Raw genomic sequence first — 22892 nt, 5'->3', positions numbered from 1 at the left:
CTGCAACGCCGGCCGGAAAAGGTGCGTTCCTTCTTTCAGGCGGCTGATGTCCGATATGCCGCATGACGAAGAGCGTGATACCTATTTGGCGGCCGGGTTAGTAATAAAGTTTTTTTGCTACTTTTTGTTCACAAAAAGTAGTCTTCCTTTTGCTTTACTCTGCGCTCCAAAGCGGCACAGTTTCGAACGCAGCTGCGTGTGGCGCACCGGCAGCGAACCACCATTGCGGGGCTGCCGTCGGGCTTAAATGCAGCAGCGACGAACACGCCGTGCCGAATCCGTCACGCTCGGGAATGTTGAGAGAACTCCCCCAGGGTGGCGAACGATCGGCCAGCAAAGCGCCCCAGTCGGAAAAATCCGCGGTGGTGAATTTGGGTAGATGCCGGGCGATGCGCGGCAATGACATATCGTTAGGCTCACCCGAGGTGAGCATGACGGTGCCGGACGCCAGCGCCTGCACGTCCGGTGTGCCGTGCTCCAACCCGCGGAGCAGAAAAGCGCCGCCCGGGTCCGCGAGCACCAGATTGAAACTGCGATAGGCGCCGGCATCGAGATCGCGGAGCCGCTCCGCCGCCGCCTTGGCGCTGGTTTCACGCAGTGCCAGGAGCGGCAGTTCCCCGCGGCTGCGTTTTCCCGGCGCCGGACCCAGGCTGCCGTGCCGGTTCAAGACGGCGGCCAGCACACCGTGGCGGTTGATCGCCATCCACGTCCCGCCGCCCAGGAGGTCACGGCCGCCGATAATCCCCGGCCAATATTCCGCCGGCCCCTCCCAGGAGCGCGCTAAAATTTCGTCACGGTTGGCGCCGATCAGCACCCCATCAGAACCCGTTCGTAAAATGATCGAGCACATGACGGTGTGGTGCTTGCTAGCTGTTGAAGACGCGGGCGAAAATCACATCGACCTGTGCCAGGTGCAGCTTGGAATCCATCGCCGCATCGATCACATCCTCAGAGACGCGCCCCGCGACTTCAGGATCCGCCAACAGATTGGCGCGGAAATTCTGGCCGCCCGGTTTGCCGAGCTTCGTCCAGGTCGCCATGGCGTTGCGCTGGACGATTTTGTAGGCGTCCTCGCGCAGAATACCGGCCTTGGTCAGCGCCAGCAGGACCTCGCCGGAATGCACGACACCGCCGAGGCTCTCGAGGTTTTCCAGCATCTGCTCAGGATAGATCGTGAGCTTGTCGATCATTCCCGCCAGGCGGCTCAGCGCGAAATCCAGCGTCACCGTCGCATCCGGCCCGATGCCCCGTTCGACCGAGGAGTGGCTGATATCCCGCTCATGCCAGAGGGCGACGTTTTCCATCGCCGGAATGACGGCGGCACGCACGAGCCGCGCCAGGCCACAGAGATTTTCCGAAAGCACGGGGTTGCGCTTATGGGGCATCGCTGACGAGCCCTTTTGCCCGGCATGGAAAAACTCCTCGGCCTCGCGCACTTCGGAGCGTTGCAGGTGGCGCACTTCCGTCGCCAGCCGTTCAACGCCGGAGGCGATGACCCCGAGCGTCGCGAAGAAGGCGGCATGCCGGTCGCGCGGCAACACCTGCGTGGAGACCGGCTCGACCGCCAGGCCCAGTCTGGCGGCCACATAGGCCTCCACGGCCGGATCCACATGCGCGAAGGTGCCAACCGCACCGGAAATGGCGCAGGTGGCGATTTCCTGCCGTGCGGCTTCCAGCCGCACCCGGTTGCGCTGGAATTCCGCATAATGCCCGGCCAGTTTCAGGCCAAAGCTCGTCGGCTCGGCATGGATGCCATGGCTGCGGCCGATGGTCAGCGTCTGCTTGTGTTCGAAGGCCCGTTTCTTCAGGGCGGCGAGCACGTCGTCGAGGTCGGCCAGAAGCAGATCAGCCGCCTGGGTCAGCTGCACCGCGAGGCAGGTGTCGAGAACGTCCGAGGAGGTGAGCCCCTGATGGACGAAGCGGCTTTCCGGTCCCACCGACTCGGCGAGCCAGGTCAGGAACGCGATCACGTCGTGCCGCGTCTCGCGCTCGATCTCGTCGATCCGCTCGATGTCCGCCGGGCCGATGGCCGCCAGTTTCGCGTCGCCGCGCTGGCGAATGACCGCAGCCGCCTCGGGCGGGATGGTGCCGATCGCCGCCATCGCCTCGCAGGCGAGGGCCTCGATTTCAAACCAGATCCGGTAGCGGTTTTCCGGCGACCAGATGGCGGCGGCCTGTTTGCGGGTATAGCGGGGGATCATGGCGGCTCCTTGGGCAAAGACAGGTTCGCGTAACCTTCCCATGCGGCGTTGACAAGACACCAACGGCTGGTCAGGTCGAGGGGCCATGAGTTTCAACGCATTGCTCACCCTCGGGCCGATCCTGGCGCAGGTGTTGGTCATTGATCTGGTCCTGGCCGGTGACAATGCCTTGGTCATCGGTCTGGCCGTCAATGGCCTTCCTCCCGCGCAGCGACGGCGCGCCATATGGGTCGGGATCGCCGGGGCCACCGCCATCCGTGTCGGTTTCGCCCTTGTCGCGCTGCGACTGCTGGCCCTGATCGGCCTGACCTTGGCGGGCGGCCTGTTGCTGCTCTGGGTGGTGTGGAAATCGGCCCGCGAACTGCGCCGGCCCGAGACGCATCTTGCCGGGCATCAGCCCGATACCCGGCTCCGGACGGCCATCTGGCGCATCATCATCGCCGATCTCTCGATGAGCCTCGACAATGTGCTGGCCGTGGCCGGGGCGGCGAGGGCGCACCCTGCGGTGCTCGCGGTCGGGCTGCTGGTATCGGTCGCCTTGATGGGGGTCGCCGCCAGCCTGGTCGCCCGTCTGCTGAACCGGTTCCGCTGGCTCGCCTGGGTTGGCCTGGCGATCGTTTTCTATGTTTCCGTCACGATGATCCATGACGGGCTTGGCGAAGTTCTTCGGCATCTGCCTAAGGTAAGCGAAGGGAAAGGCTACTTTTTGTGAACAAAAAGTAGCAAAAAAACTTTGTTAATGCTGGGCCATGGGCGTTGTCGCGGACAAAGCCTCAGGCCCAGCATAACAAAAGTTTTTGCGCCGCTTTTTTCAAAAAGCGGCCGCTTTCTTCATGCGACCCGCTTGCGCAGCCAGGCCGACATACGCTCCGCGCCCATGACGATGATGAAGGTCATGACCAGCAGGGTCGACACCGTCGGATAGTCGAACAGGTTCATCGCCGTCAGCAGCTGGAAGCCGATACCGCCGGCGCCGACAAAGCCCAGCACCAGTGAGGAGCGGATGTTCTCATCCAGGCGGAACAGCGAAATGCCCAGCAGCGAAGGCAGCACGGTCGGCACGACGGCATGGCTGAAGACCTGCAGGCGGCCGGCGCCCGTCGAGGACAGGGCCTCCATCGGGCCCGTATCCATGTCCTCGATCACTTCCGCGAGCAGCCGTCCCAGCATGCCGATTGAATGGATCGTCAGCGCCAGCGCGCCGGCGAACGGACCGAGGCCCACCGCGGTGACGAACAGCAGGGCCCAGACCAGATCCGGCACCGAACGGCAGATCGCGATCAGGCCGCGCGCGAACACATAGGCGGGGCGCGCCGGCGTGGTGTTGCGCGCGGCCAGAATGGCCAGCGGCAGCGCCAAAATCACCGCGAAGAACGTGCCGAAAATCCCGATATCGATGGTCTCCAGAGCCGGCCATAACTGGGTCTGCAGATCCGATACGTTGGGCGGCAGAGAGCGGGCGATGATGCCCGCCATGCCATGCACGCCCGAGATCAGCTCTCCGGGCTGCGCCTGCACCACATACAGCGCCTGGATCAGCACCAGCAGCAGAATGATGCCGATGCTGATTTTCTTGACCATGCCGACTTTGGAGGATGCGGGCGCCGCAGCGCCGCCCGACAAGGTCATGACATCTGTATTCTGTGAGTTCATGCCGGGTGGAATCCTTCGTAGAGGCTATCGATCTCGCTGTCCGACACTTTGTCCGGTGCGTCGGCGAAGGCGATGACACCTTTGCGCAGGCCGAGCAGCCGGTCGGCGTAACGGCGCGCGAGTTCGGGTTGGTGCAGCACGGCGAGCACGGCCATGCCTTCATCCTTGGCGAGTTGGCGTAGCAGGCGCATGACCTCCTCGGAGGCTTCCGGGTCGAGGCTGGCGATCGGCTCGTCGGCCAGCAGCGCATGCGGGCGCTGCGCCAGTGCCCGGGCGATGGAGGCGCGTTGCGCCTGGCCGCCGGAGAGCGTGCTGGCGCGCTGGTTCGCGAATTTGGCCAGACCAACCCGTTCCAGGCACTGCATGGCGTGGCCAAATTCGCTTTCCGGCAGGAAGCCGAGGGAGGTCGCGATGCTGCGGTGGCGCCCCAGAGTGCCGCACACCACGTTGGCAATCACACTGCGGCGTTTCACCAGATTCGCATGCTGGAACACCATCCCGAGCCCCATGCGGGCGTCGGCCAACTTACGGCCTGTGAGCGTGGTGATGTCTTGTCCGGCCAGCCGCACTTCACCCTCGGTGGGCTTGCTGATGCCGGCGATAATGCGCATCATGGTCGACTTGCCGCTACCATTAGCACCCAGAATAACGGCAAACTCGCCCGCGGAGACCGAAAAGCTGGCGCTTTGCAGCGCCAGCCTCCCGGTTGCGTAACGCTTGCCGAGGTTTTTCGCCTCGATCAGCATTGCAGTCACTTCAGCTCAGTTTCGACAGGTTGATGTGCAGCACGCTCACCAGCGAACGGATCTGGTCGTAGGAGGCGTCGTTCTGCGGCACCAGCTCGCCGGACGGCGTGCCGAGAACCTTCTGCTCAGCCGGGGTCAGGGTGGTGAGCTTCAGGTGCTGCAGGGCCGTGATGAGGCGGGCTTTCAGGACCGGGTTCATCTTCCCATAGACCGCGATCGGATCCAGCGGGATCGGCTTGGACTGCCACAGCACCACGAAGTTCTTGGGGTCGTACTGGCCCGCGAGCGTCGCCGCGTTGACCACCTGGCTGTTCATTTCGCCGGCCTGAACCTTGTGGTTCAGCAGCGCTTCATAGCTGGCGGTGTGGGACCCGGAATAAAGCGGCGTGACGCCTTTGTTCGGATCGATGCCCGCCGCTGCCAGCGCGTAGGCCGGGAACAGGTGGCCCGAGGTGGAGGCAGGGTCGGAATAGCCGAAGGTATGACCCTTGACCTGCGCCAGCGTGGTGATGCCCGAGCCGGGCCAGGTGGCGATGGACGCGGTGTAGGTGGACGGGTTGCCATTGGCGTCGGCCACCGTGGCGATGGCCTGGGCGTCGGCCACCTGATGGGCCAGCACGTAGCCCAGGGGACCGAACTGGCCCATTTCCAGCTTGCCGGCGCGCATCGCCTCGATCTCGGCGTTGTAGGACGTCGCGATGTAGATATGCACAGGGCAGCCAACCTCGGCGCTGATCAGCGCGCCGACCTTGGCGTAGATCGGGGTCAGCACGGCGTTGGATTCGAAGGGCTCGACACCGAAGCGGATGGCACCGCCTGCCGGGCAGTAATTGGCAGCCAGAGCAGGGGTCGCGGAGGCGGCGAAAGCCAGGCCAAGCGCGGCCAGAGCAAATTTCTTCATGGGTGAAACTGGTCCCTTGTTGCGTGGTGATACGCGGTTTGTTGTCGTTGCCGACGGGGCCCTGCTTAACGGCGTTTGAAGACAAAGCGTTTGCGGATCGATGAAGTTTTTATGACTCACATAAACATCTAGACAAATATCCGGTTGCGCGTCATGTGATTGGCGATGACGATCGAATGGAAAAAAGGCGAGGCCTTGTGGAGCCAGATCGCGAGCGAAGTGGCGCGCGATATCGAGAAAGGCCTCTACCCAAGGGGCGAAAAGCTCCCGACCGAGGCGCAATTCGCTACGCAATATAAAGTCAACCGCCATACCATCCGGCGTGCGCTCGAAGAACTTTCCGACGCCCGCATCATCCGCACCGAGCACGGGCGCGGCTCTTTCGTTGCCGAAGACGTGATGGATTATCGCATCGGCAAGCGGCCGCGGTTCAGTGAATGGATCCGCAGCCATAACCGCGCGCCGATCGGCGAGATTCTCACGGTCGAGGAAGTACGCCTCGACTCTCTTCCGGAAGCCGAGGCCGCCGGGCAGGCTTTGCAACTCGGGCCTGACGACATGGTTGTGCTCCTGGAACGCCTTGGTGCTGCCGATGATCGCCCGGTCGCGCTCTCCCGGCATATTTTTCCAGCGTCGCGTTATCCTGGCCTCAAAGAGGCCTTGCAGAAAAATTTTTCGATCACCGCGGCTTTGTCGGCCGCGGGCGTGGCGGATTATACGCGTCTGTGGACCCGCGTCTGCGCGCGCATGCCCGACGTGCGGGAAGCCCGATTGCTGCGCATGGCGCGCACTGATGCGTTACTAACGTGTGAAACTTTAAACGCGACGACGTCGGGAGAGGTGGTGGAATATGGCTCCACCTGTTATCCGGCACCGCGTGTGCAACTGGTGTTTGAGGCGTGATGACTGATATTCTGATTGTAGGCGGCCCGCGTATTACAAGTGGTGTGATCGCGGCGCCTGGGCCGGCGCGGGTGGAGATCGATGCCACCGGCTTGGACATTCTGCCCGGCTTCATCGACGTGCATGGCGATGCCTTCGAACGTTCCATCGCGGCGCGTCCCGGCGTTTATCTGCCGGTGGGCATCGCCTTTGCCGAGCTGGAGTCGCAGCTGCTCGCGGCCGGCGTCACCACGGCGTATCTGGCGATCACCCTGTCGTGGGAGGCCGGGCTGCGCTCCGCCGCGACCTACAAGATGGTGCGTGACGCCGTGCTGGCGCGGCCCAAAGGCTCGGTGCCGGACCTGAAACTGCATGTGCGCTTCGAGGTGACCAATCTTGATTGTGTAGATATGGCTGTGGCGGATATCGAAGCCGGTCATATCGAAATGCTGTCTTTCAACGACCATGCACCCAGCATCATGAAAAAGCTGCCGAAGCCGGCGGCGGTGGCGAAAATGGTCGAGCGTGCCGGGCAGAGCTACGAGGCTTTCGCGGCCGATGTACAACGTGCCGCCGCGGTGACGCCGGAGCAGATCGCCGCGGTCAGGGAACGGCTCGCGGCCGCCGCGCGCGCCGCCGGTATCCCGATGGCAAGCCATGACGACGGCAGCCTCGAAGAGCGCGACACCTTCCGCGCGCTGGGCGCAAAAATCTGTGAATTTCCGACCACGGTCGAGGTCGCGAAATACGCGGTCGCGAACGATGAGCCTACCGTCATGGGCGCGCCGAATGTCGTGCGCGGCGGTTCGCATACCGGCTGGCACGGCGCCGAGGATCTGGTGAAGATGGGCTGCTGCTCGGTGATCTGTTCGGATTATCACTATCCGTCGCTGCTGCACGCGGTTTACCGCCTGGCACGCAACGAGAGCACCAGCTTTGCCGACGCCGTGGCGCTGGTCACGAAAAATGCCGCGCGTATGGCCATGCTGGACGATCGCGGCGAGCTTGCCGTCGGCCAGCGCGGTGACGTCGTTCTCGTCGAGCCAGGCCCGCTGCCGCGGATCGTGGCGACCATCGCGGGCGGGAAACTCGCCTATGTCGCGCCGGACGCGATGGATCGGATCAAGGCCAAATAAGCCAAAACGGCCGGAGCGATCCGGCCGTTTTTTTTAAGAAAAGGAAGGCTTCTTTTTGTGAACAAAAAGAAGCAAAAAAACTTTATTAATTTGGGCCATGGGCTTTGTCTGCGCCAACGCCCGTGGCCCAGCATAACAAAAATTTTTGCGCCGCTTTTTTTAAAAAGCGGCTTCTTTCCTTTGCCTCAACGCTTCAAGAACTGAAATCAACTGAGCTGCCGCTTCGGCTGGCGTGCTGTCATTGACGATGACGGAATCCGGCCTGACGGTTGCGACGCTGCGCTTGATCCGGGCGGCGATGTCCGCGGCGGTTTCGCGCCCGCGCCCGGCCAGGCGTTCCGCCAAGACATGCGGCGAGGCGGTGATCTCGATCAGGAATGTCCGAAAGCGCAGCCGCGCGCCGCCGACGATCGTGCGCGAGACATTGGTGATGACGGTCTTGCCCGCTTCCAGCTTCGTCTCGAGGTCGAGCGGAATGCCGTAGCACAGACCATGCGCGCGCCAGGACAGCGCGAAATCGCGCCCCTCGAATTCCGCTTCGGTGATGGGCTCATGGTCTTCTGTCGTATCGGCGGGGCGGGTGATCACGCGGCGCTGAAACACCACATCCTCACAGGCCGCAAAATGCGTGCGCGCCAAATTCAACAGCGTGTCTTTGCCGGCCCCTGAGGGGCCGACGATCAGAACAAGGTGACCAGGTGTCATGTGCCGAATGGGATCCGTTCAAGGAGTCGAAATGGTTCGCCCGCAACGTGTTCGACAAAGACGGCGACGCTCGCGACGCGACGCGGCAGTGCCAGGGCCTCTGCAAAATGGGGCTTGGCGGCTTCCACCAGCGTCTCATCGGCGGTTGGATTGCTCAGCGTCATATGGAAACGCCAATCCTCCATCACGAACGGGTAACCCCATTGTGCGATGTTATGCCGTTGTGAATCGGTTCGGCCGGCGCCGCGCCGTGCCTGTGCGGCGGCGTCTTCGGGCCGGCGGTGGGCATCGAGCGAAATCACGCAGGCACCGGCCAGCGCCTGCAATTGCGTGGCGTCGGAGCTTGGGCAAAGGGCGATAAAACGCCCGAGCAATGTCACGTCCAAACGGGGCATGGCGAAAGGTGCCAGCTCGCGGCAAAAGCTTTTCACGTCGTGCAGGAACTCATCGAGCGTTCCCGTCAATTGCATCGGCGGTTTCAGGGTCGCATGAAACCCGTAGCGCTGCGGCTCGCTCACCTGCGCCGGAATGCCGTCGATGTCGGGCTGAGGGATCTCGACATTTGTCTCGGGGTCGCGGCCGAGCCAGGTGCAACCACGCGCCCATAGCGGGTCATCCGCTGTGGGCGCGTAGTACAAGGCGACGCGATACGGCTCAGGCAATGCGCTTGCCTTGATGCCAGACGGCGCGGATCACCGGCGTGCCGTTGAACAGGCGCACCTGGACGAGGTCGGCGCGCAAACCAGCCGCAATCCGGCCGCGATCGGCCAGCTTGACAATATCGGCCGGGCCGGAGGTGATCAGCGCGACCGCCTGTGGCAACGCCAGAAGTCCCTGCGCCACCGCGCAGAACGCCGCTTCCAGCATCGCGGCGGGGACATAGTCGGAGGCCAGCGCATCCAGAACCCCGGCGCGGATCAAATCCGTGACGGAGACGTTGCCGGAATGCGACCCACCGCGAACGATGTTGGGCGCGCCGGCGATGGTGCTCATGTTCAAGCGCCGCGCGGCACGGGCGGCCTCAAGCGACACAGGGAACTCGGAAATGGCGATGCCTTCGCCATGGTTGCGCGCCACTTCCTCATCGGTCCGGTCATCATGCGAGGCGAGCGGGATCCCCCGCCGTTGCACGGCCTCGAGCACCAGCGCGCGGTTCGGGGCATGGTAGGTCTGGTGGTTCGCCTGCAGCTTCACGACGTCATCGTCGACCTTGCTGGGCGAGTGTCCTTCCCGTTCGCGCATCTTGCGGTAGCGTTCGATGTCCGCGTATTGCCCGAGCCCAGGGCTGTGGTCCATGACCGAGACCAGACGGACCAGCTCGTCATCGATGGCGACCTCCAGCAGCTCCGGCATTTCCGGCGCCGGCAACTCGCAGCGCAGATGCAGAAAATGGTCGGTCTTCAGCATGCCGGCATTGGTCAGCTCGCGCAGATCGCTATAGCCGTTTTGGAAGGTCTCGTTGCGGGCCTTCTCGAAGCCGATATCGCCCAGGCAGAGCGCGTCGAACACCGTGGTGATGCCGGCGGCCGCGCATTGGGCGTCATGCGCCAGCATCGCCGAGCGGGAGGGCCAGCGCGCATTGCTGCGCGGCAAAACCTGGCGTTCGAGATTATCGGTGTGAAGATCGATAATGCCGGGAATCAGGAAGTCGCCTTCCATGTTTTCCCCGGCGGGCGCATCGCCGATCGCCACGATGCGGCCGTTCTCGATCGTCAGGCTGCCCTGCAGGACGCTGCCCGGCAGGACGATTTGGGCATTGCTCAGGCTGGTCATGCAAGTTCCTCAGTCTTCCGCGTCGCGTCGCCGGCAGCGCGTGTGTTCGAAACAGGTACCAGGGCCAACACCTCATCCGCAATCGCCTCGCGCACGAACACGTCATGGAAAATACCAATCAGCGCCGAACCTCTGGCCTTGGCTTCGCGCATCAGCTCGATAACGATGTCGCGATTGGCGTTATCGAGCGAGGCGGTGGGCTCGTCGACCAGCATGATCGGCCAATCGCAAACGAAGGCGCGGGCCAGGTTCACGCGCTGCTGCTCACCGCCCGAAAACGTCGCGGGCGGCAGGCCGTGCAGGCTCGGGCCGATGCCCAGGCGCTCCAGCATCGCCGCCGCGGTCTTGCGGGCCGCGGCGAGATCGGCGCCGCGGTCGGTCAGGGCCGTGGCGACCACGTCCAACGCCGTGACGCGCGGAATGGCGCGCAGGAATTGCGAGACATAGCCGAGCGTGGCGCGGCGGATTTCAATGATCTCCGCCGGCGCCGCCGTGGTGAGGTCGATCATTCGCCCGTTATGGCGGATCAGAATCTCGCCCTCGTCGACCAGATAATTACCGTACAGGCTGCGCAGCAAGGTGGATTTGCCGGTCCCCGAAGGGCCGGCCAAGGCCACGCATGAGCCTGCGCGCACCGTCAGCGAGGTATCGCGCAGCACGTCCAGCTGCGTGCCGGCCTGCAAATGCAGCGTAAAGGTTTTGGAAAGCCGAGTGGCTTGGACCAGAATATCGCTCATGCCGGCAGCACCGAGGAAACAAGGAGTTGCGTGTATTCGTGATGCGGATCGTCCAGCACCTGATCGGTCAGGCCGGACTCCACGATCTGGCCCCGGCGCATGACGACGAGCCGGTCAGCCAGCAGCCGCGCGACGCCGATGTCATGGGTCACCAGCACCACGGCAAGACCCAGCCGCCGCACCAGGCTGCGGATCAGGTCGAGAATGCGCGCCTGAACCGAAACGTCGAGGCCGCCGGTGGGTTCGTCCATGAACACGAGTTCCGGCTCGGTCACCAGCGTTGCGGCGATCTGCAGGCGCTGCATCATGCCGCCGGAGAAGTGCCGGGGATAATCATCGATCCGCGACGGATCGATCTCCACGGCCTCCAGCCAGCGTGCCGCGACCTCACGGATATTGCCGTAATGCCGCCCGCCGCCTGCCATCAGGCGTTCGCCGATATTCCCGCCGGCGGTGACGTTCATCCGCAGCGCGCGGCGCGGATCCTGCTGGATGAACCCCCATTGCGCCCGCTGCAGCCGGCGCAGCCCCAATTCTCCGAGTGCGGAGATCGGCGCCAAACCTTGGCCCCGATCGTAATACACGTCGCCGGAATCGGGCGCGACATTGCCGGCCAGCGTGTTCAGCAGCGTGGTCTTTCCGGAGCCGCTCTCGCCGACGATGGCGAGAATTTCGTGCCGCCGCAGACCGATCGAGACATCATCAAGCGCGGTGATGCGCCCGAACTGCTTGTTAAGATTTCTGGCTTCGAGCAAATTCATGCCGCGTCACTCCGGTTCGATTCGCAAAAATCGGTATCCGAGCAGGCGAACATCTTGCCGCCTTGATCGTCGATGATGATCTCATCGAGATAGCTCGTCTTGCTCCCGCACAGTTCACAACAATGCGGCGCGCGTCCGGGGTGGAACGGGTGATCCTCGAAATCCAGCGAGCGAACTTTCGTAAAGGGAGGCACGGCATAAATGCGCTTCTCACGTCCCGCGCCAAAAAGCTGCAGCGCCGGCATGCGATGCATTTTCGGATTGTCGAAAGCCGGGATCGGGGAGGGGGACATCAGGTAGCGTTCGTTCACCATCACCGGGTGATCGTACGCCGTGGCGACGCGGCCAAAGCGTGTGATGTCCTCGTACAGGCGTACATGCATTTCGCCATATTCCGCCATCGCGTGGCGGCGCCGTGCCACGGGGCGGCTCGGCTCGAGGCGAAACAGCGGCTCGGGCTGCGGCACTTGGTAGACCAGGATCTGGTCGGGCCGGAGTGCTGCTTCCGGAATCCGGTGGCGGGTCTGCACGATGCTGGCTTCGCTGGTGTGCGTGGTCGTGCGCACGCCGGCCACGCGGGCGAAAAACCCGCGGATCGACACCGCGTTGGTGGTGTCGTCGGCGCCCTGGTCGATGACTTTCAGCACGTCATCCGGCCCGATGATCGACGATGTCACCTGGATGCCGCCGGTGCCCCAGCCGTAAGGCAAAGGCATTTCCCGGCTCGCGAAGGGGATCTGATGACCGGGAATGGCGACCGCCTTGAGGATCGCGCGCCGGATCATCCGCTTCGTCTGTTCGTCCAGATAGGCGAAATTATAGCCCTTCATAGCGTCTCGCTTTCACGCTTGGTCTCTTTTAGTTTCCGAGCCTCGAGCGCCGCGAGTGCCTCGGCGCGCATGGCGCGGATCGTCTCCAGCTCACTCTGGAAATCCACATGGTGCGGCAGCTTCAAATGCTCGACGAAGCCTGTCGCCTCGATATTGTCGCAGTGGGACAGCACGAATTCGATACTCTGTGCCGGCGCCGTCACTTCTTCGCCCAGTTCGCCGGCGCGCATGGCCCGGTCGACCAGCGACATGGCCATCGCCTTGCGGTCGGCATGGCCGAAGCAGAGCCCGTAGCCGCGCGTGAACTGCGGCGGCACGGTCTTGCTGCCGCCGAACTGGTTGACCATCTGACACTCCGTCAGCGTCACGTCGCCAATGTCGATGGCGAAGCCCAGTTCCGGCGGCACGATGCTCACCGCCACCTCGCCCATGCGCAGCTCGCCGACGAAGGGATGGGTCGAGCCGTAGCCGCGCTGGGTCGAATAGCCGAGCGCCAGGAGAAACCCCTCATCGCCACGCGCCAGCCCCTGCAGTCGCAAATCGCGCGGCGCCGGATATTCCAGCGGATCCATGGTCAGATCGCCCGGTGTCTCGTCGCCGGTGGGGTCGTTTTCGAGCAGCGATTCAACACCGAGCAGGTCGGTCACGCGCGGCATCTTCTCAATGGCGCCGGGCTCGCCGGCCGGCATCGCGAAGGGTGCGGGAGCAGCGGTTTCCAGGCTGAAATCGAGCAACCGATGGGTATAGTCCGTGGTCGGCCCGAGACGCTGGCCGCCCGGCAGATCCTTGAAGATCGCCGAGACGCGGCGGAAAATCTGCATCGCGCTGGTGTCCACCGGGGTGGTGTCGATCAGGCGGGGCAGGGTGGTGCGGTAGGCGCGCAGCAGGAACGCGGCCTCGATCAGATCGCCCTGCGCCTGTTTGATGGCGAGTGCGGCGAGATCGCGGTCATACAGCGCCCCTTCCGCCATCACGCGGTCAACGGCGCGGCCGAGCTGTTCGGTGATTTGCGCGAGGTCCAGACCCGGCACGTCGGGTGCACCCCGGCGTGCCTCGGCAAGCCAGGAATGCGCGGCAGAAATGGCGGCCTCTCCGCCTTTGACGGCAACATACGCCATCTAAATCTCCTCGATGGTCAGGCTGCGTGGCAGTCCCATAATCCGTGTCTCGTGGCAGAGAATGACATCGACGCCCCGTGGCGTGATGTGAGCCTGGCGGCGCCAGTCCGTCAGGAACGTGGCGCTCAAAGGCAGCTTCACGCGCGTTTCCGTCTCGATGCCCGGTCCGGTCAGGCGAAAGGCCCGGCCGCTTTCCAGCGATGCGACATCGAGGACCAGGGTCGCCCCGTCTTCCGGCACGTCGTCCGTGCCCTGCTTCAGCTGGGATAGGTCGAAATGGTCGCGGGCCATGACGAAATCCGCGGTCGCGGGCGCCGTCATCTGCACGCCGGCATGGAAGACCAGCCAGTCGCGCGCATCATTGTCGCCCTCGGGCAGGCTGGCGGACACGGTCGCATCGGCCAGCGTCAAAAGCGCCGAGGCGGCCGCACCCGAAAGTCCGGGCGGCGGGCCAACCGGCCGGTCGAGCGTGATGATTTCGCCGGGCGTGCTGAGCGCCTGAAGAATGCCGCGAAAGCAGCTTTGGGCGTCGGTTGGGGAGGTGAATCCAGGAGCAAAGAATTTCATGAGCGCATTGTCGCCAAAGTGAAGAATTTGACTTCCGTGGCCTTCGCCCGCGCCTCGGTCTCGAGGCGGCGCGTGGCCTGGGCCTGCGCCAGCGGCTGCAGCACCGCTTGGTCATAAGCCTCGAACAAGGCTTCGTCCTGCAACACGGCATCGAGCCGCGCCACCAGTTCGACCTGTTCGAGATCGTGGCCGGCGGCGTAGCCGTGGCCGACGCGGCCGGCCTCGTCGCGTACCGAGCAACGGGTCACGGTCATCTCGCCGAGATTGAACGGGGCGCCGTTGCCGCCCATGCGGCCGCGAATCATGGCCATGCCACATTCAGGCTCACGCAGGCGTTCGAAGCCGGGAAGCGGTGGCGCAGAGTCGAGCAGCTGCGACAGCCGCTCGCGGCTGGCGCGTGCCAAAAGGCCGAGCCAGATCTGGCGCGGCGAAAGAGAGGAGGGAGCGTCAAACATGTCTAGACATCTACTCCGTTAGTGGGGCTTGGTCAAGATACCGGGCGCAAAATTGCTCGGTCGGCAGGGTCCTGAAATCCATCAGCGCGGCGGAGAGCTGCGCCTGTGACCAGTTCCACCATGCGATCTTTTTGAGGCTTTCGCAGATCTCCGGCGCGAAGCGGAAGCGGAGCGATTTGGCCGGCACGCCGACCATGATGGCGAAATCGGGCACGTCCTTGGTGACCACCGCGCCGGAGCCGATCACCGCGCCGCAGCCGATCGTGACCCCCGGCATGATGGTCGCGCCATGGCCGATCCACACGTCGTGACCGATCGTCACGCGATGGCTGCGGCGCCAGGCGAAGAAGTCGGGTTCGTCTGGGCCCAGGCCGTATTTGCTGGCGCGGTAGGTGAAATGGTTGAGCGCCGGCCGTTCAATCGGGTGATTGCCGGGATTGATCCGGACCTGTGAGGCGATCGAGCAAAACTTGCCGATCTCCGCATAAATAATATCGGTGTCGTTGGCGATGTACGCATAGTCGCCGAGGACCGACTCGGCCACGCGGGTGCGGGCGCCGACCTCGTTGAAACGGCCAAAAACAGTGTCGCGGACTCGCGCGGTCGGATCGATCGACGGCGCGTCGGAGAGCTTGTCGCGCATGCTGTCCGGATCGATGTAAGACGCTTGATCGGCCGCCATGGGTAACCTTCCGTGGGATTTAAAGACGAATGTGATCTAGATGACTAATGCCGTCGATTTCGTGGCGGTTCTATGAAGGGTCGATGACATCGCGCCCTGCAGCGCCAAAGGAAGGCTACTTTTTGTGAACAAAAAGTAGCAAAAAAACTTTATGAATCTGGGTCATGGGCGTTGTCGCCGACACAGCCCATGGCCCAGCATAATAAAAGTTTTTGCGCCGCTTTTTTCAAAAAGCGGCTGCTTTCCTTCGTCTAATTCCGCTGAAAAACGAGAACCCCCGGATAGCGCCGCCAGAGGTGGTAATGCGCGGCGATAGCGGCGTTCATTTCCGCGTAGACTTCTGGGTTGATGATGGCGGGATTGGTCTCCGGGGCGCTGCGGCGGACGATGAATGTTGGGGCTCCGGCAAGAATCCGCCCGACCTCGGCGACCGGATCATCGCCGGCCACGCGCGGCAGCGACCGCCCGATCAGCTCCGAGGGGAGCACGAAGCGAGTCGGCGGCGTCTTGTCGGCGAGCGCGTAGATGATCGGCTGGCTGTCGAACACGTACAGGCTGCCGGGCTCCGCCTTCAGGGCGGCGCCGATTTCGGCCGGAATGTCGGGGGCCAGGATATAGGCGACCGAGGTTTTCGCCGCCCAGGCCGGCAAAGCGAGCGCGACCACCACAAAGCCCACGCGCAGCCATACGGTCTGTCCCAACCGCGCGAACAAAACGCCAAGGATGACGCACAGAACCGGCAGGACTTGCAGAAAATAATGGTCGTAGAAGGATTTCGCGACGACGACGCCGACCGCCCCGCCGATCAGCCAGGCGGCCAGGAACAGGTCAGTGCCCCGCCGCCGGACGGCGGCCAGGATCAGCAGGGCGAGCCCCGCCAAATACATCGTCCCCCAGCGCAGCAGCTCCGTGTGCAGCGCATAAGCGAAGGCCTGCGCCGTGAAAGGTGCATCCACACGGCGAAAATTCGAGGCGATGCTGTACGCCCACCACAAGCCGAGCCGCCCATGCGCGGCGTAGAGCAGCGCGGCGAACGCCAAGGGCAGGGCGGCGCCAAGAATCATGCTGACGCCGGCGGCAGGCCGCCGATGGCGGAACAGGAAAAGAAAAAAGATCGCCGGTGTCTCGAAGACTGAGACGTATTTGATCATGAACGCCGCGCCGAGCAGCAGTCCGACGAGAAACGCCCGCTCCGAGGTCAGGGTCACCCAAACCGCCAAAGCGGTGCAGCAGGCCATGAACAGCTCGGTGTTGGAGGAGAGGCCGTCATTGCTCAGGGAACACAGAATCAGCGCCCCCCCGGCGAGCAGCCCCGCCGCCTCGTCGCCGGTCAAAGCGCGCGTGATCCGCGACATGGCAAAGGCCAGCACGCTCACGCACAGGACCATGGCGAGGCGGATGGCGGCGACCCGGTCGCCAAACACCGCCTGGGAAGCGGCGAAAATGGCATAGATGCCGATCGGCTTGTTGTCCCAGATGGTGGTGTAGGGCAGGTGGCCGTGGCGCCATTGCTGCGCCATGAGGAAATACAGGCTCTCATCCCAATCAAGGACCGACTGGAAAAAGGTTGGAATGCGGCTGAGCAGGGTCGTCCCGAAAAACAGCAGCGCGATCAGCCAGGGGGGGAGGAGCCGTGTCGTCACCCAGCGGTGATTGCAGCCGCACCCGGCTTTGTCCATGGTGACAAGACTGGCCGTGCGCGGCGCCGGCGGCTACAACCCCTGCGCGTTGGTGCGTGACGTGATGCAGCGAATGAGGGATTTATGAAGGTTCTTGCTTTGGGTCTGGTGGCGGCAGTGATGACGGCCGGGATGGCGTGCGCGCAGACCGACGACCCCACGGGGCCGCAGCCGAAATTGCCGACGGAAAAACTCACCATCATCTCCGATGACGGCAAGAGCCACGTGTTCTCCGTGGAAATGGCGCTGACCACGCAGCAGCAGGATACCGGGCTGATGTTCCGCACCTCGGTCCCGGCCGATACCGGCATGCTGTTCCCCTGGCCGCAGCCGCAGGTCTCGGAAATGTGGATGAAGAACACCATCGCGCCGCTGGATATGGTGTTCATCGGCGCGGACCACACGGTCAAGGCGATCGCCGAGAACACCGTGCCCTACAGCCTGCGGTCGATTTCCAGCGGCGTGCCGGTCATCGCCACACTGGAGCTGCAAGCGGGCATCACCGCGGCCGACGATATCAATGTCGGCGACAAGGTCATTGCCAAGCAGCTGGGCGGCAGCTAAGCGAACGCGGCACCAGGGTCGGAAAACGGCCCTGGCGCCGTGTGGAAACAAAGTTCGGGGCGTGGCGCAGCCTGGTAGCGCGCTTGTTTTGGGTACAAGAGGCCCCCGGTTCGAATCCGGGCGCCCCGACCAGTGAGGAGAAGGTGAATGCGGGCTCGTATCTATTTGCCGACGAAATCCGCCATGCAGTCCGGTACCGCCAAGACGCATCGCTGGGTGCTGGAATACGAGCCGGAGAAGGCCAAGATCCGCGATCCGCTGATGGGCTGGACCGGCAGCGACGATATGCGCCAGCAGATCCGTGTGATGTTCGACTCGCGTGAGGCGGCCCTGGCCTATGCCGAGAAGAACGGCATCCCCTACGACCTGGAGATCCCCACCGCGCGGATCAAAAAACCGAAATCCTACGCCGACAATTTCCGCGCCGACCGCCGCGAAAACTGGACGCACTAAGCCGGTTCGCGCCGCCTTCTGCGGCAAAACCAGCTTGCGAGGGAGCTAAACGCGGGTTACCACGAGCTCCAACGCGCCCTTAGCTCAGTTGGATAGAGCACGAGACTTCTAATCTTGAGGCCGGTGGTTCGAATCCACCAGGGCGCGCCAGCTATTGCATTGAAATGTAAGGGGTTTTTGATGTCCTTGTAGGGCCGCCCCGAGGAGTGGCTTCCCCGTCCCCCACAGTTCCCCCCGAATAGCCCCCGAGGCGCCGAGGGACGCCGCCGGTACGGGTTTCGCCTGCCTCAGAACCTGCTTGTCTGGATCAACTGAACCAGCCGGCGGAAGTCGGCATCCGGGCTGGCGCCCTTCCAGCGGTTCACGAAGCGGCAGACCACTTGGAGGTTTCCAGGCTGGTAGTGGCCGGAACTGTCGATCCGGTCCAGCGAACAGAGCAGCTCCTTGTCGTCTTCCTCGCCGTCAAACTGCAGGTTGATTCCCGTGACCGCGCATAGCCCGTCCTGGTCCGCGAGCAGGTTGGCGACGTAGGTCATCAGTGCCTCCTTGTCGAAGCCGCTGCGCTTCTCTTTCACCGTGCGAAGGACTTGCTGGCCGTTGGAGGCGGCCACGGTACTGGTCACTGTGTCAACCATCCGCCAGACAGCCGTTTGGCGGGCGTCGTAAATAGTTGCCGGGCTCTTCTTCGTCCGCTCTTCCTTCGCAAGCCAGTTCTTTTGGCGGTGCCATGGCCCAAGCTCATCCCCCGCTACCAGCGCGTGCGCGTACTCGGCGTTTTCCAGGGAGAGTTGTTGCAGCGTGCCCTCGGTGAACAGGAAGTCTTTGGCCTTCGGGTGCAGAGCATTCCAGGACAACGCCACCCCTTTCCGGTTGTGGTTCGACCAAGGATCGCAAGGCTTGTGTAGCTCGTAGATGTTGGGCCCATCGCGGTCACCCGCAACACGTTCACGCAAGTCCAGAGAAGAGGGCTTCGCCATCCATACTGGCCTCCCGTCCAGCCAGTAGTTTGAATCAGATATGGCGCCGCGTCGCGAAGCTAAAAATGCGATTCAGCTAAACATAATCCCGCTCTAGGCGCGCGGCACAGAGGTTTTGACCGTTTCCGACACTCGTCTTCCTGACCCTCGGCAACCACCGCCACCGGCCTTTGGGAACGGGGTCACACCCATCAAATGGACGCCTTCGGGTGCTTTCCAGGCACTGGATCATCACTGGGCCGCCTCCGATGCGAACGACTTCGAGAGGGAGCACCAGATCTATCGAGAGGACGCGGTGCTCGAATATCCGCAGTCGGGCGAGCACATCCGCGAACGGCGGAAAATTCAGTCGTCCCGCGAAGCGCAGCCGAAGCGGAAACGCTTCACGGTGCGGCGGATCGTCGGTGTGGGCGACCTCTGGGTCACTGAATTTGTCCTAACCTATGACGGGCGGCCGTCTTATACCGTGAGCACCATGGAGTTCCTCGATGGGAAGGTGAGACGCGAGACCCAGTATTTCGGCGATCCGTTCGAGCCGGGGCCTTCGCGCGCGCAATGGGCCGAGCGGATGCCCTGAAATTTGGTCGGCGTAGGGATGCCTATCTGTCGAGCGCTCGCTCGCAGAACAGAAAAACCCGCGAAGCGCATAATGTTGGCCTGAATTCATTATTGAACATACATCTTTGGCTTGTCAGACCTAATTGTTTCTAATCCAGCTGCGTTGGGGGCTCTGAGTAAACGAGACGGTGACTGCAGAAGTGCCGTCATTTGATCCGCCGAAACCGGCTTGCTGAACAAGAAACCCTGCATTTCATCACAAGCCTGCCCACGCAGGAATCCCTCCTGCTCCTTGGTCTCTACGCCCTCGGCAATAACCGTCAACCCAAGTACCTTGCTCATGCTGATGACTGCCTGGGCGATTCCCTTATCCTGCGCGTTCTGCGGTAAACCGCTAATAAATGATCTGTCGATCTTGATCGTATCGATCGGAAATTGCTTGATCGCAGACATCGACGAATAGCCGGTTCCAAAATCATCAATCGCAATCCGCACACCGAGATTTTGAAGCGCATCCAATATCTGGATTGCGCGCTCCACATTGAGCATCAGCATGCTCTCCGTAATCTCGATCTGCAGAAGCTCCGGCGCCATGCCGCTTAAGGAAAGCGCATTGTCAACATCCCGCAATAGGTTTTTGTCAGAAAATTGACGTGGCGAAACGTTAACGGCCATGGACAGCGGCGCACCGCCTTCGTACTGCCACGCCATATTCTGCATGCAAGCTGTCTTCAGGACCCAAGCGCCGATTGGTAGAATCAATCCGGTTTCCTCAGCTATCGATATGAATTGTATTGGCGACAGGAATCCCATCTCCGGGTTGTTCCAGCGCAGTAACGCCTCGACGCCGGTGATCTGTCCCGTCACAACATTCAATTTTGGCTGATAGTGCAGACAAAATTCATTCCGATCCAAGGCGTATTGCAGCCCAGATTCTATGATCAGGGCATCGACGGATTGCGTCTTAAGCTCCTTCGAGAAAAACCTGACGGTATTCTTGCCCTCCGTCTTGGCGAGGTACATTGCCATATCAGCATTCTTCGTTAGGTTTTGTTCATCGGCGCCATCATCAGGGAACATGGCGACACCGATACTCGCCGTCACGCGGCATTCATGGCCGCACAGTTTTAGGGGCTTGCTCAATACTGCCAGAAGGTCGCGCGTAATCGCCGCCACCTGAACACTCTCCGTGATCTCGTTTAGCAGGATCATGAATTCGTCGCCGCCAAGCCGCGCTACCACATCATTGGCACGCACGCTGTTGCGCAATCTGTTGGCCACCTCGATCAGCAAGGTGTCTCCTACCGCATGGCCGAGCGAATCATTAATGATTTTGAATCTGTCAAGGTCAATGAACAGAACGCCACATTTCCGCTGATAGCGCGTTGCCGTCTTAATCGAAAAACTCAGTAACTGCTCGAACATCGGGCGGTTCGGCAAATCGGTCAGGCTGTCATGCGTAGCGAGATATCTGATCCGATCTTCTGCTTTCTTCCTTTCATCTGCCAGGTCGAAATTCTCGAGCGCAAAGGAGAGGTTTGCCGCAAGCCGCTCAAGAAGCTCGACAAACGCGGGCGTAAAGGTATTGCGCTCCGCGGACACGAACAGCATGGCGCCAACTGCCGCGCCGCGACTGATCAGCGGCAGCCCGGCACCGGATTTTGAACCGGTTTTCTGGGCCACATTGTGGAAATCGTTGACCTGTTGGTCAGCCAGATAGTCATTGCTGATACAGGGCCGCTGTGTCCGGAAGGCGGCGCCCGTCAATCCACGCCCTCCGGGATGCTTGACCGTGGTTGCCAGGGGCACACTCAAAAATGTTTCCGCACCCGGGCCCACCGACGCTGCAATGCGGAGGAAGTCGCTTTCAGGTTCCGCTAAGCCGATGTGGATAGACGTGAATCGTCCCCCCTGTATGGCTGCCTCGCACACCAGTTTAAACAGTTTTTCACGTGTCTCGGCGCGCAGGATTGCCTCATTGCTTTCACTCAGCGCCGAGATCATCCGGTTGACGTGCGCCCTCTCGGCCTCGCGTTCCAGCCGATTCAAGGCAAATGCGACATTCCCGAGTAGCCGTTCAATAAGACCTACAACCTTGTCATCGAATAAACCGACCCCAGGCGTTAGAAAAAGAAAAACGCCCGTGGCGCATCCATTCTGCACGATAGGCATGGCGATGGCAGCGCCAATGCCGATGGAAATTCCCTCTTCATGCCAGGCCCGCACGCGCTCGTCGTTTGCATAGTCATTGGCAATACAAGGTCTCATCTCGCGAAATGCAATGCTTATAAGGTCGGGAGCGCGTTCGACGTTAGTATCAACGGGAGCTTGCCACCGCCCAAGCCTGTCTGCGCCCTTGCCCGCGCCAGCTTCATAGTGCAGCGGACTACCCGTCTGGGCCATGAAGACGGCCGCGGCGGCGAATTCTCCGCCTTGAACGGCGGCAGAACAGGTTTGCAGAAGCACCTCCTCAGGCGAGGTTGCTCGAAGGATAGCCTCACTCGTCATACTTAAGATATCGAAAATCCGCGATATACTCGTTTGTTCAGTCATTACGTTTCCTGGCGTCGTTAGTTTTTTTGAGGCGTTTCTATAAGGTCGGCTCAGATTTATTTGAAGTAGTATTGTTTTGTTTAAGAGACAATGTAAAGTGGTATCCTTGGGACCATAGCCTCCAGTTTCATGGGCGCGCCAGACTGCGCGACGCTGCTCCCGAGCTGCGCCAGCTCGGGGCACCAGGGATACGGGCAACCCCAAGACGGAAATGGCCTGAGGAGAAACCGCTCGATCGATGGTGGCCAGTAGGCCACTTCTTCGGCGTGTCCCTTGGCTGGATCGCCTTGACGGAGAAGAGCCTGCCCCGCCGTCCACGGATCTCCGCCGGAGACGGGCGCGGCCACCCAGGCGCAGGCCACGCGCGGCAGCAAGGCGGCTGTGTTGATACAAAAGAGGACGCCGCCGGCGGCTCCACGCGCCGCTATACCGGCAATCTACCCGCGAACGGCCTGTTGCTCGATCGCGGCACTGGTCTCCGTTGTCTCGAACGCCTTGATCACCTCGTGCAACGTATCCCGGCAGCATTGGGCGCGCAGCGCGATCGTCTCGTGGCTCGGAACACGCCCGCTAACTTGGAATGAAATTCTTAGATTTTGCACGGCATTGTTTGCTATAGGCTCGAACCGGCGTGGCGCGATCGCCGATGCTCGATCGACCGCTTTTGCTGGGAGCGGGCCTTCGCGTGAGGCGGGCTAAATGTCCGGATCTGGTCGGAAGCGGCTGTCCCGCTCAAGCACCAACCCGACCGATGACAAACAGCGCAATCCGCCCTGTGCAACCGGTCAAAACCTATGTGCTGAGGTACTAGCACTACTTTGGCAGATTTTATTGACTGCGGTTGTTTTTAGGATTCCCGAATCGGCTCTTGAGTGATTCATGGGTGGTCGGCATTGACGAGGCTGACCATGGTGCGCCCGGGACTGGATTGGACCGAAGAGCTTGATCGTTGGCTTGAGCC

Annotated in this window: 25 protein-coding genes and 2 tRNA genes; 8 read left to right on the top strand and 19 right to left on the bottom strand. The window is 62.2% G+C overall.

The window, feature by feature from the left end:
• Positions 1–154 precede the first annotated feature (154 nt).
• Positions 155–850 (bottom strand): NRDE family protein, encoded by a 696-nt coding sequence (locus VGG47_RS12480; RefSeq protein WP_331539028.1) that lies wholly within the window; start codon positions 848–850, stop codon positions 155–157.
• A gap of 16 nt (positions 851–866) precedes the next feature.
• Positions 867–2201 (bottom strand): adenylosuccinate lyase, encoded by a 1335-nt coding sequence (purB, locus tag VGG47_RS12475; protein ID WP_331539026.1) that lies wholly within the window; start codon positions 2199–2201, stop codon positions 867–869.
• Between the two features lie 85 nt (positions 2202–2286).
• Here purB and VGG47_RS12470 point away from each other — a divergent pair, with 85 nt between their 5' ends.
• Positions 2287–2913 carry a YjbE family putative metal transport protein gene (locus VGG47_RS12470; protein WP_331539024.1) on the top strand — a complete coding sequence of 209 codons (627 nt, stop codon included), beginning with the start codon at positions 2287–2289 and terminating at the stop codon, positions 2911–2913.
• A 119-nt stretch (positions 2914–3032) separates the two neighbouring features.
• Here VGG47_RS12470 and phnE read toward each other — a convergent pair whose 3' ends face one another.
• From phnE to VGG47_RS12455, 3 genes are read right to left on the bottom strand one after another with little or no spacing between them, the layout of a single operon-like run.
• Positions 3033–3854, bottom strand: a complete 822-nt coding sequence (gene phnE, locus VGG47_RS12465) for a phosphonate ABC transporter, permease protein PhnE (RefSeq protein ID WP_331539022.1) — start codon at positions 3852–3854, stop codon at positions 3033–3035.
• Positions 3851–4600 carry a phosphonate ABC transporter ATP-binding protein gene (gene phnC, locus VGG47_RS12460; protein ID WP_331539030.1) on the bottom strand — a complete coding sequence of 250 codons (750 nt, stop codon included), beginning with the start codon at positions 4598–4600 and terminating at the stop codon, positions 3851–3853. The genes phnE and phnC overlap by 4 nt, the downstream gene beginning before the upstream one ends.
• Positions 4601–4610: 10 nt before the next feature.
• Positions 4611–5501 (bottom strand): phosphate/phosphite/phosphonate ABC transporter substrate-binding protein, encoded by an 891-nt coding sequence (locus VGG47_RS12455; RefSeq protein ID WP_331539020.1) that lies wholly within the window; start codon positions 5499–5501, stop codon positions 4611–4613.
• A gap of 165 nt (positions 5502–5666) precedes the next feature.
• Here VGG47_RS12455 and phnF point away from each other — a divergent pair, with 165 nt between their 5' ends.
• Both phnF and VGG47_RS12445 read left to right on the top strand, forming a co-directional pair.
• A complete protein-coding gene (gene phnF, locus VGG47_RS12450) occupies positions 5667–6404 on the top strand; it encodes a phosphonate metabolism transcriptional regulator PhnF (protein WP_331539018.1) in 738 nt (245 codons plus the stop codon).
• Positions 6404–7519, top strand: coding sequence for an alpha-D-ribose 1-methylphosphonate 5-triphosphate diphosphatase (locus VGG47_RS12445; protein WP_331539016.1), 1116 nt, complete (start codon positions 6404–6406; stop codon positions 7517–7519). The genes phnF and VGG47_RS12445 overlap by 1 nt, the downstream gene beginning before the upstream one ends.
• A 159-nt stretch (positions 7520–7678) precedes the next feature.
• Here the strand turns inward: VGG47_RS12445 and phnN are convergent, their stop codons facing one another.
• The 11 genes from phnN to VGG47_RS12390 all read right to left on the bottom strand — a co-directional run bounded on the left by phnN (position 7679) and on the right by VGG47_RS12390 (position 16826).
• The gene (gene phnN, locus VGG47_RS12440) at positions 7679–8224 is read right to left on the bottom strand and encodes a phosphonate metabolism protein/1,5-bisphosphokinase (PRPP-forming) PhnN (protein ID WP_331539014.1); all 546 of its coding nucleotides are present in this window, start codon (positions 8222–8224) and stop codon (positions 7679–7681) included.
• Positions 8221–8886 (bottom strand): DUF1045 domain-containing protein, encoded by a 666-nt coding sequence (locus VGG47_RS12435; RefSeq protein ID WP_331539012.1) that lies wholly within the window; start codon positions 8884–8886, stop codon positions 8221–8223. Before VGG47_RS12435 ends, phnN begins: the two co-directional genes overlap by 4 nt.
• Positions 8879–9997, bottom strand: a complete 1119-nt coding sequence (locus VGG47_RS12430; protein WP_331539010.1) for an alpha-D-ribose 1-methylphosphonate 5-triphosphate diphosphatase — start codon at positions 9995–9997, stop codon at positions 8879–8881. Before VGG47_RS12430 ends, VGG47_RS12435 begins: the two co-directional genes overlap by 8 nt.
• A complete protein-coding gene (gene phnL, locus VGG47_RS12425) occupies positions 9994–10734 on the bottom strand; it encodes a phosphonate C-P lyase system protein PhnL (protein WP_331539008.1) in 741 nt (246 codons plus the stop codon). Before phnL ends, VGG47_RS12430 begins: the two co-directional genes overlap by 4 nt.
• On the bottom strand, positions 10731–11495 hold the full coding sequence (gene phnK, locus VGG47_RS12420) for a phosphonate C-P lyase system protein PhnK (RefSeq protein ID WP_331539006.1): 765 nt from the start codon (positions 11493–11495) through the stop codon (positions 10731–10733). Before phnK ends, phnL begins: the two co-directional genes overlap by 4 nt.
• The gene (locus VGG47_RS12415; protein ID WP_331539004.1) at positions 11492–12325 is read right to left on the bottom strand and encodes an alpha-D-ribose 1-methylphosphonate 5-phosphate C-P-lyase PhnJ; all 834 of its coding nucleotides are present in this window, start codon (positions 12323–12325) and stop codon (positions 11492–11494) included. The genes phnK and VGG47_RS12415 overlap by 4 nt, the downstream gene beginning before the upstream one ends.
• Positions 12322–13443 carry a carbon-phosphorus lyase complex subunit PhnI gene (locus VGG47_RS12410; protein WP_331539002.1) on the bottom strand — a complete coding sequence of 374 codons (1122 nt, stop codon included), beginning with the start codon at positions 13441–13443 and terminating at the stop codon, positions 12322–12324. The genes VGG47_RS12415 and VGG47_RS12410 overlap by 4 nt, the downstream gene beginning before the upstream one ends.
• Positions 13444–14010 carry a phosphonate C-P lyase system protein PhnH gene (gene phnH, locus VGG47_RS12405; RefSeq protein WP_331539000.1) on the bottom strand — a complete coding sequence of 189 codons (567 nt, stop codon included), beginning with the start codon at positions 14008–14010 and terminating at the stop codon, positions 13444–13446.
• On the bottom strand, positions 14007–14465 hold the full coding sequence (gene phnG, locus VGG47_RS12400; RefSeq protein ID WP_331538998.1) for a phosphonate C-P lyase system protein PhnG: 459 nt from the start codon (positions 14463–14465) through the stop codon (positions 14007–14009). Before phnG ends, phnH begins: the two co-directional genes overlap by 4 nt.
• A gap of 10 nt (positions 14466–14475) precedes the next feature.
• The gene (locus tag VGG47_RS12395; RefSeq protein WP_331538996.1) at positions 14476–15147 is read right to left on the bottom strand and encodes a DapH/DapD/GlmU-related protein; all 672 of its coding nucleotides are present in this window, start codon (positions 15145–15147) and stop codon (positions 14476–14478) included.
• Between the two features lie 251 nt (positions 15148–15398).
• The gene (locus VGG47_RS12390; protein WP_331538994.1) at positions 15399–16826 is read right to left on the bottom strand and encodes an ArnT family glycosyltransferase; all 1428 of its coding nucleotides are present in this window, start codon (positions 16824–16826) and stop codon (positions 15399–15401) included.
• A gap of 84 nt (positions 16827–16910) precedes the next feature.
• Here VGG47_RS12390 and VGG47_RS12385 point away from each other — a divergent pair, with 84 nt between their 5' ends.
• The 4 genes from VGG47_RS12385 to VGG47_RS12370 all read left to right on the top strand — a co-directional run bounded on the left by VGG47_RS12385 (position 16911) and on the right by VGG47_RS12370 (position 17993).
• Complete coding sequence (locus VGG47_RS12385) at positions 16911–17390, top strand: DUF192 domain-containing protein (RefSeq protein WP_331538992.1); 480 nt, start codon at positions 16911–16913, stop codon at positions 17388–17390.
• 55 nt (positions 17391–17445) lie between these two features.
• Positions 17446–17522, top strand: a tRNA-Pro gene (locus tag VGG47_RS12380).
• 15 nt (positions 17523–17537) lie between these two features.
• On the top strand, positions 17538–17843 hold the full coding sequence (locus VGG47_RS12375) for an ETC complex I subunit (RefSeq protein ID WP_331538990.1): 306 nt from the start codon (positions 17538–17540) through the stop codon (positions 17841–17843).
• 73 nt (positions 17844–17916) lie between these two features.
• A tRNA-Arg gene (locus VGG47_RS12370) sits at positions 17917–17993 on the top strand.
• Positions 17994–18130: 137 nt separating this feature from the next.
• On the opposite strand, the gene VGG47_RS12365 is transcribed toward VGG47_RS12370, so the two are convergent.
• Complete coding sequence (locus VGG47_RS12365; protein ID WP_331538988.1) at positions 18131–18820, bottom strand: hypothetical protein; 690 nt, start codon at positions 18818–18820, stop codon at positions 18131–18133.
• A gap of 115 nt (positions 18821–18935) precedes the next feature.
• On the opposite strand from VGG47_RS12365, the gene VGG47_RS12360 reads away from it, so the two are divergent.
• Entirely contained in the window at positions 18936–19397 is a 462-nt protein-coding gene (locus tag VGG47_RS12360) for a nuclear transport factor 2 family protein (RefSeq protein ID WP_331538986.1), read from the top strand.
• A gap of 89 nt (positions 19398–19486) precedes the next feature.
• Here the strand turns inward: VGG47_RS12360 and VGG47_RS12355 are convergent, their stop codons facing one another.
• Both VGG47_RS12355 and VGG47_RS12350 read right to left on the bottom strand, forming a co-directional pair.
• The gene (locus VGG47_RS12355; protein ID WP_331538984.1) at positions 19487–21931 is read right to left on the bottom strand and encodes a bifunctional diguanylate cyclase/phosphodiesterase; all 2445 of its coding nucleotides are present in this window, start codon (positions 21929–21931) and stop codon (positions 19487–19489) included.
• Between the two features lie 437 nt (positions 21932–22368).
• On the bottom strand, positions 22369–22533 hold the full coding sequence (locus tag VGG47_RS12350) for a hypothetical protein (protein ID WP_331538982.1): 165 nt from the start codon (positions 22531–22533) through the stop codon (positions 22369–22371).
• Positions 22534–22892 lie beyond the last annotated feature (359 nt).

The organism is Acidocella sp. (assembly GCF_036489515.1).
GTDB lineage: Bacteria > Pseudomonadota > Alphaproteobacteria > Acetobacterales > Acetobacteraceae > Acidocella.
The sequence above is the reverse complement of the archived record's forward strand: the minus strand, read 5'-3'. Positions and strand labels throughout refer to the sequence as shown.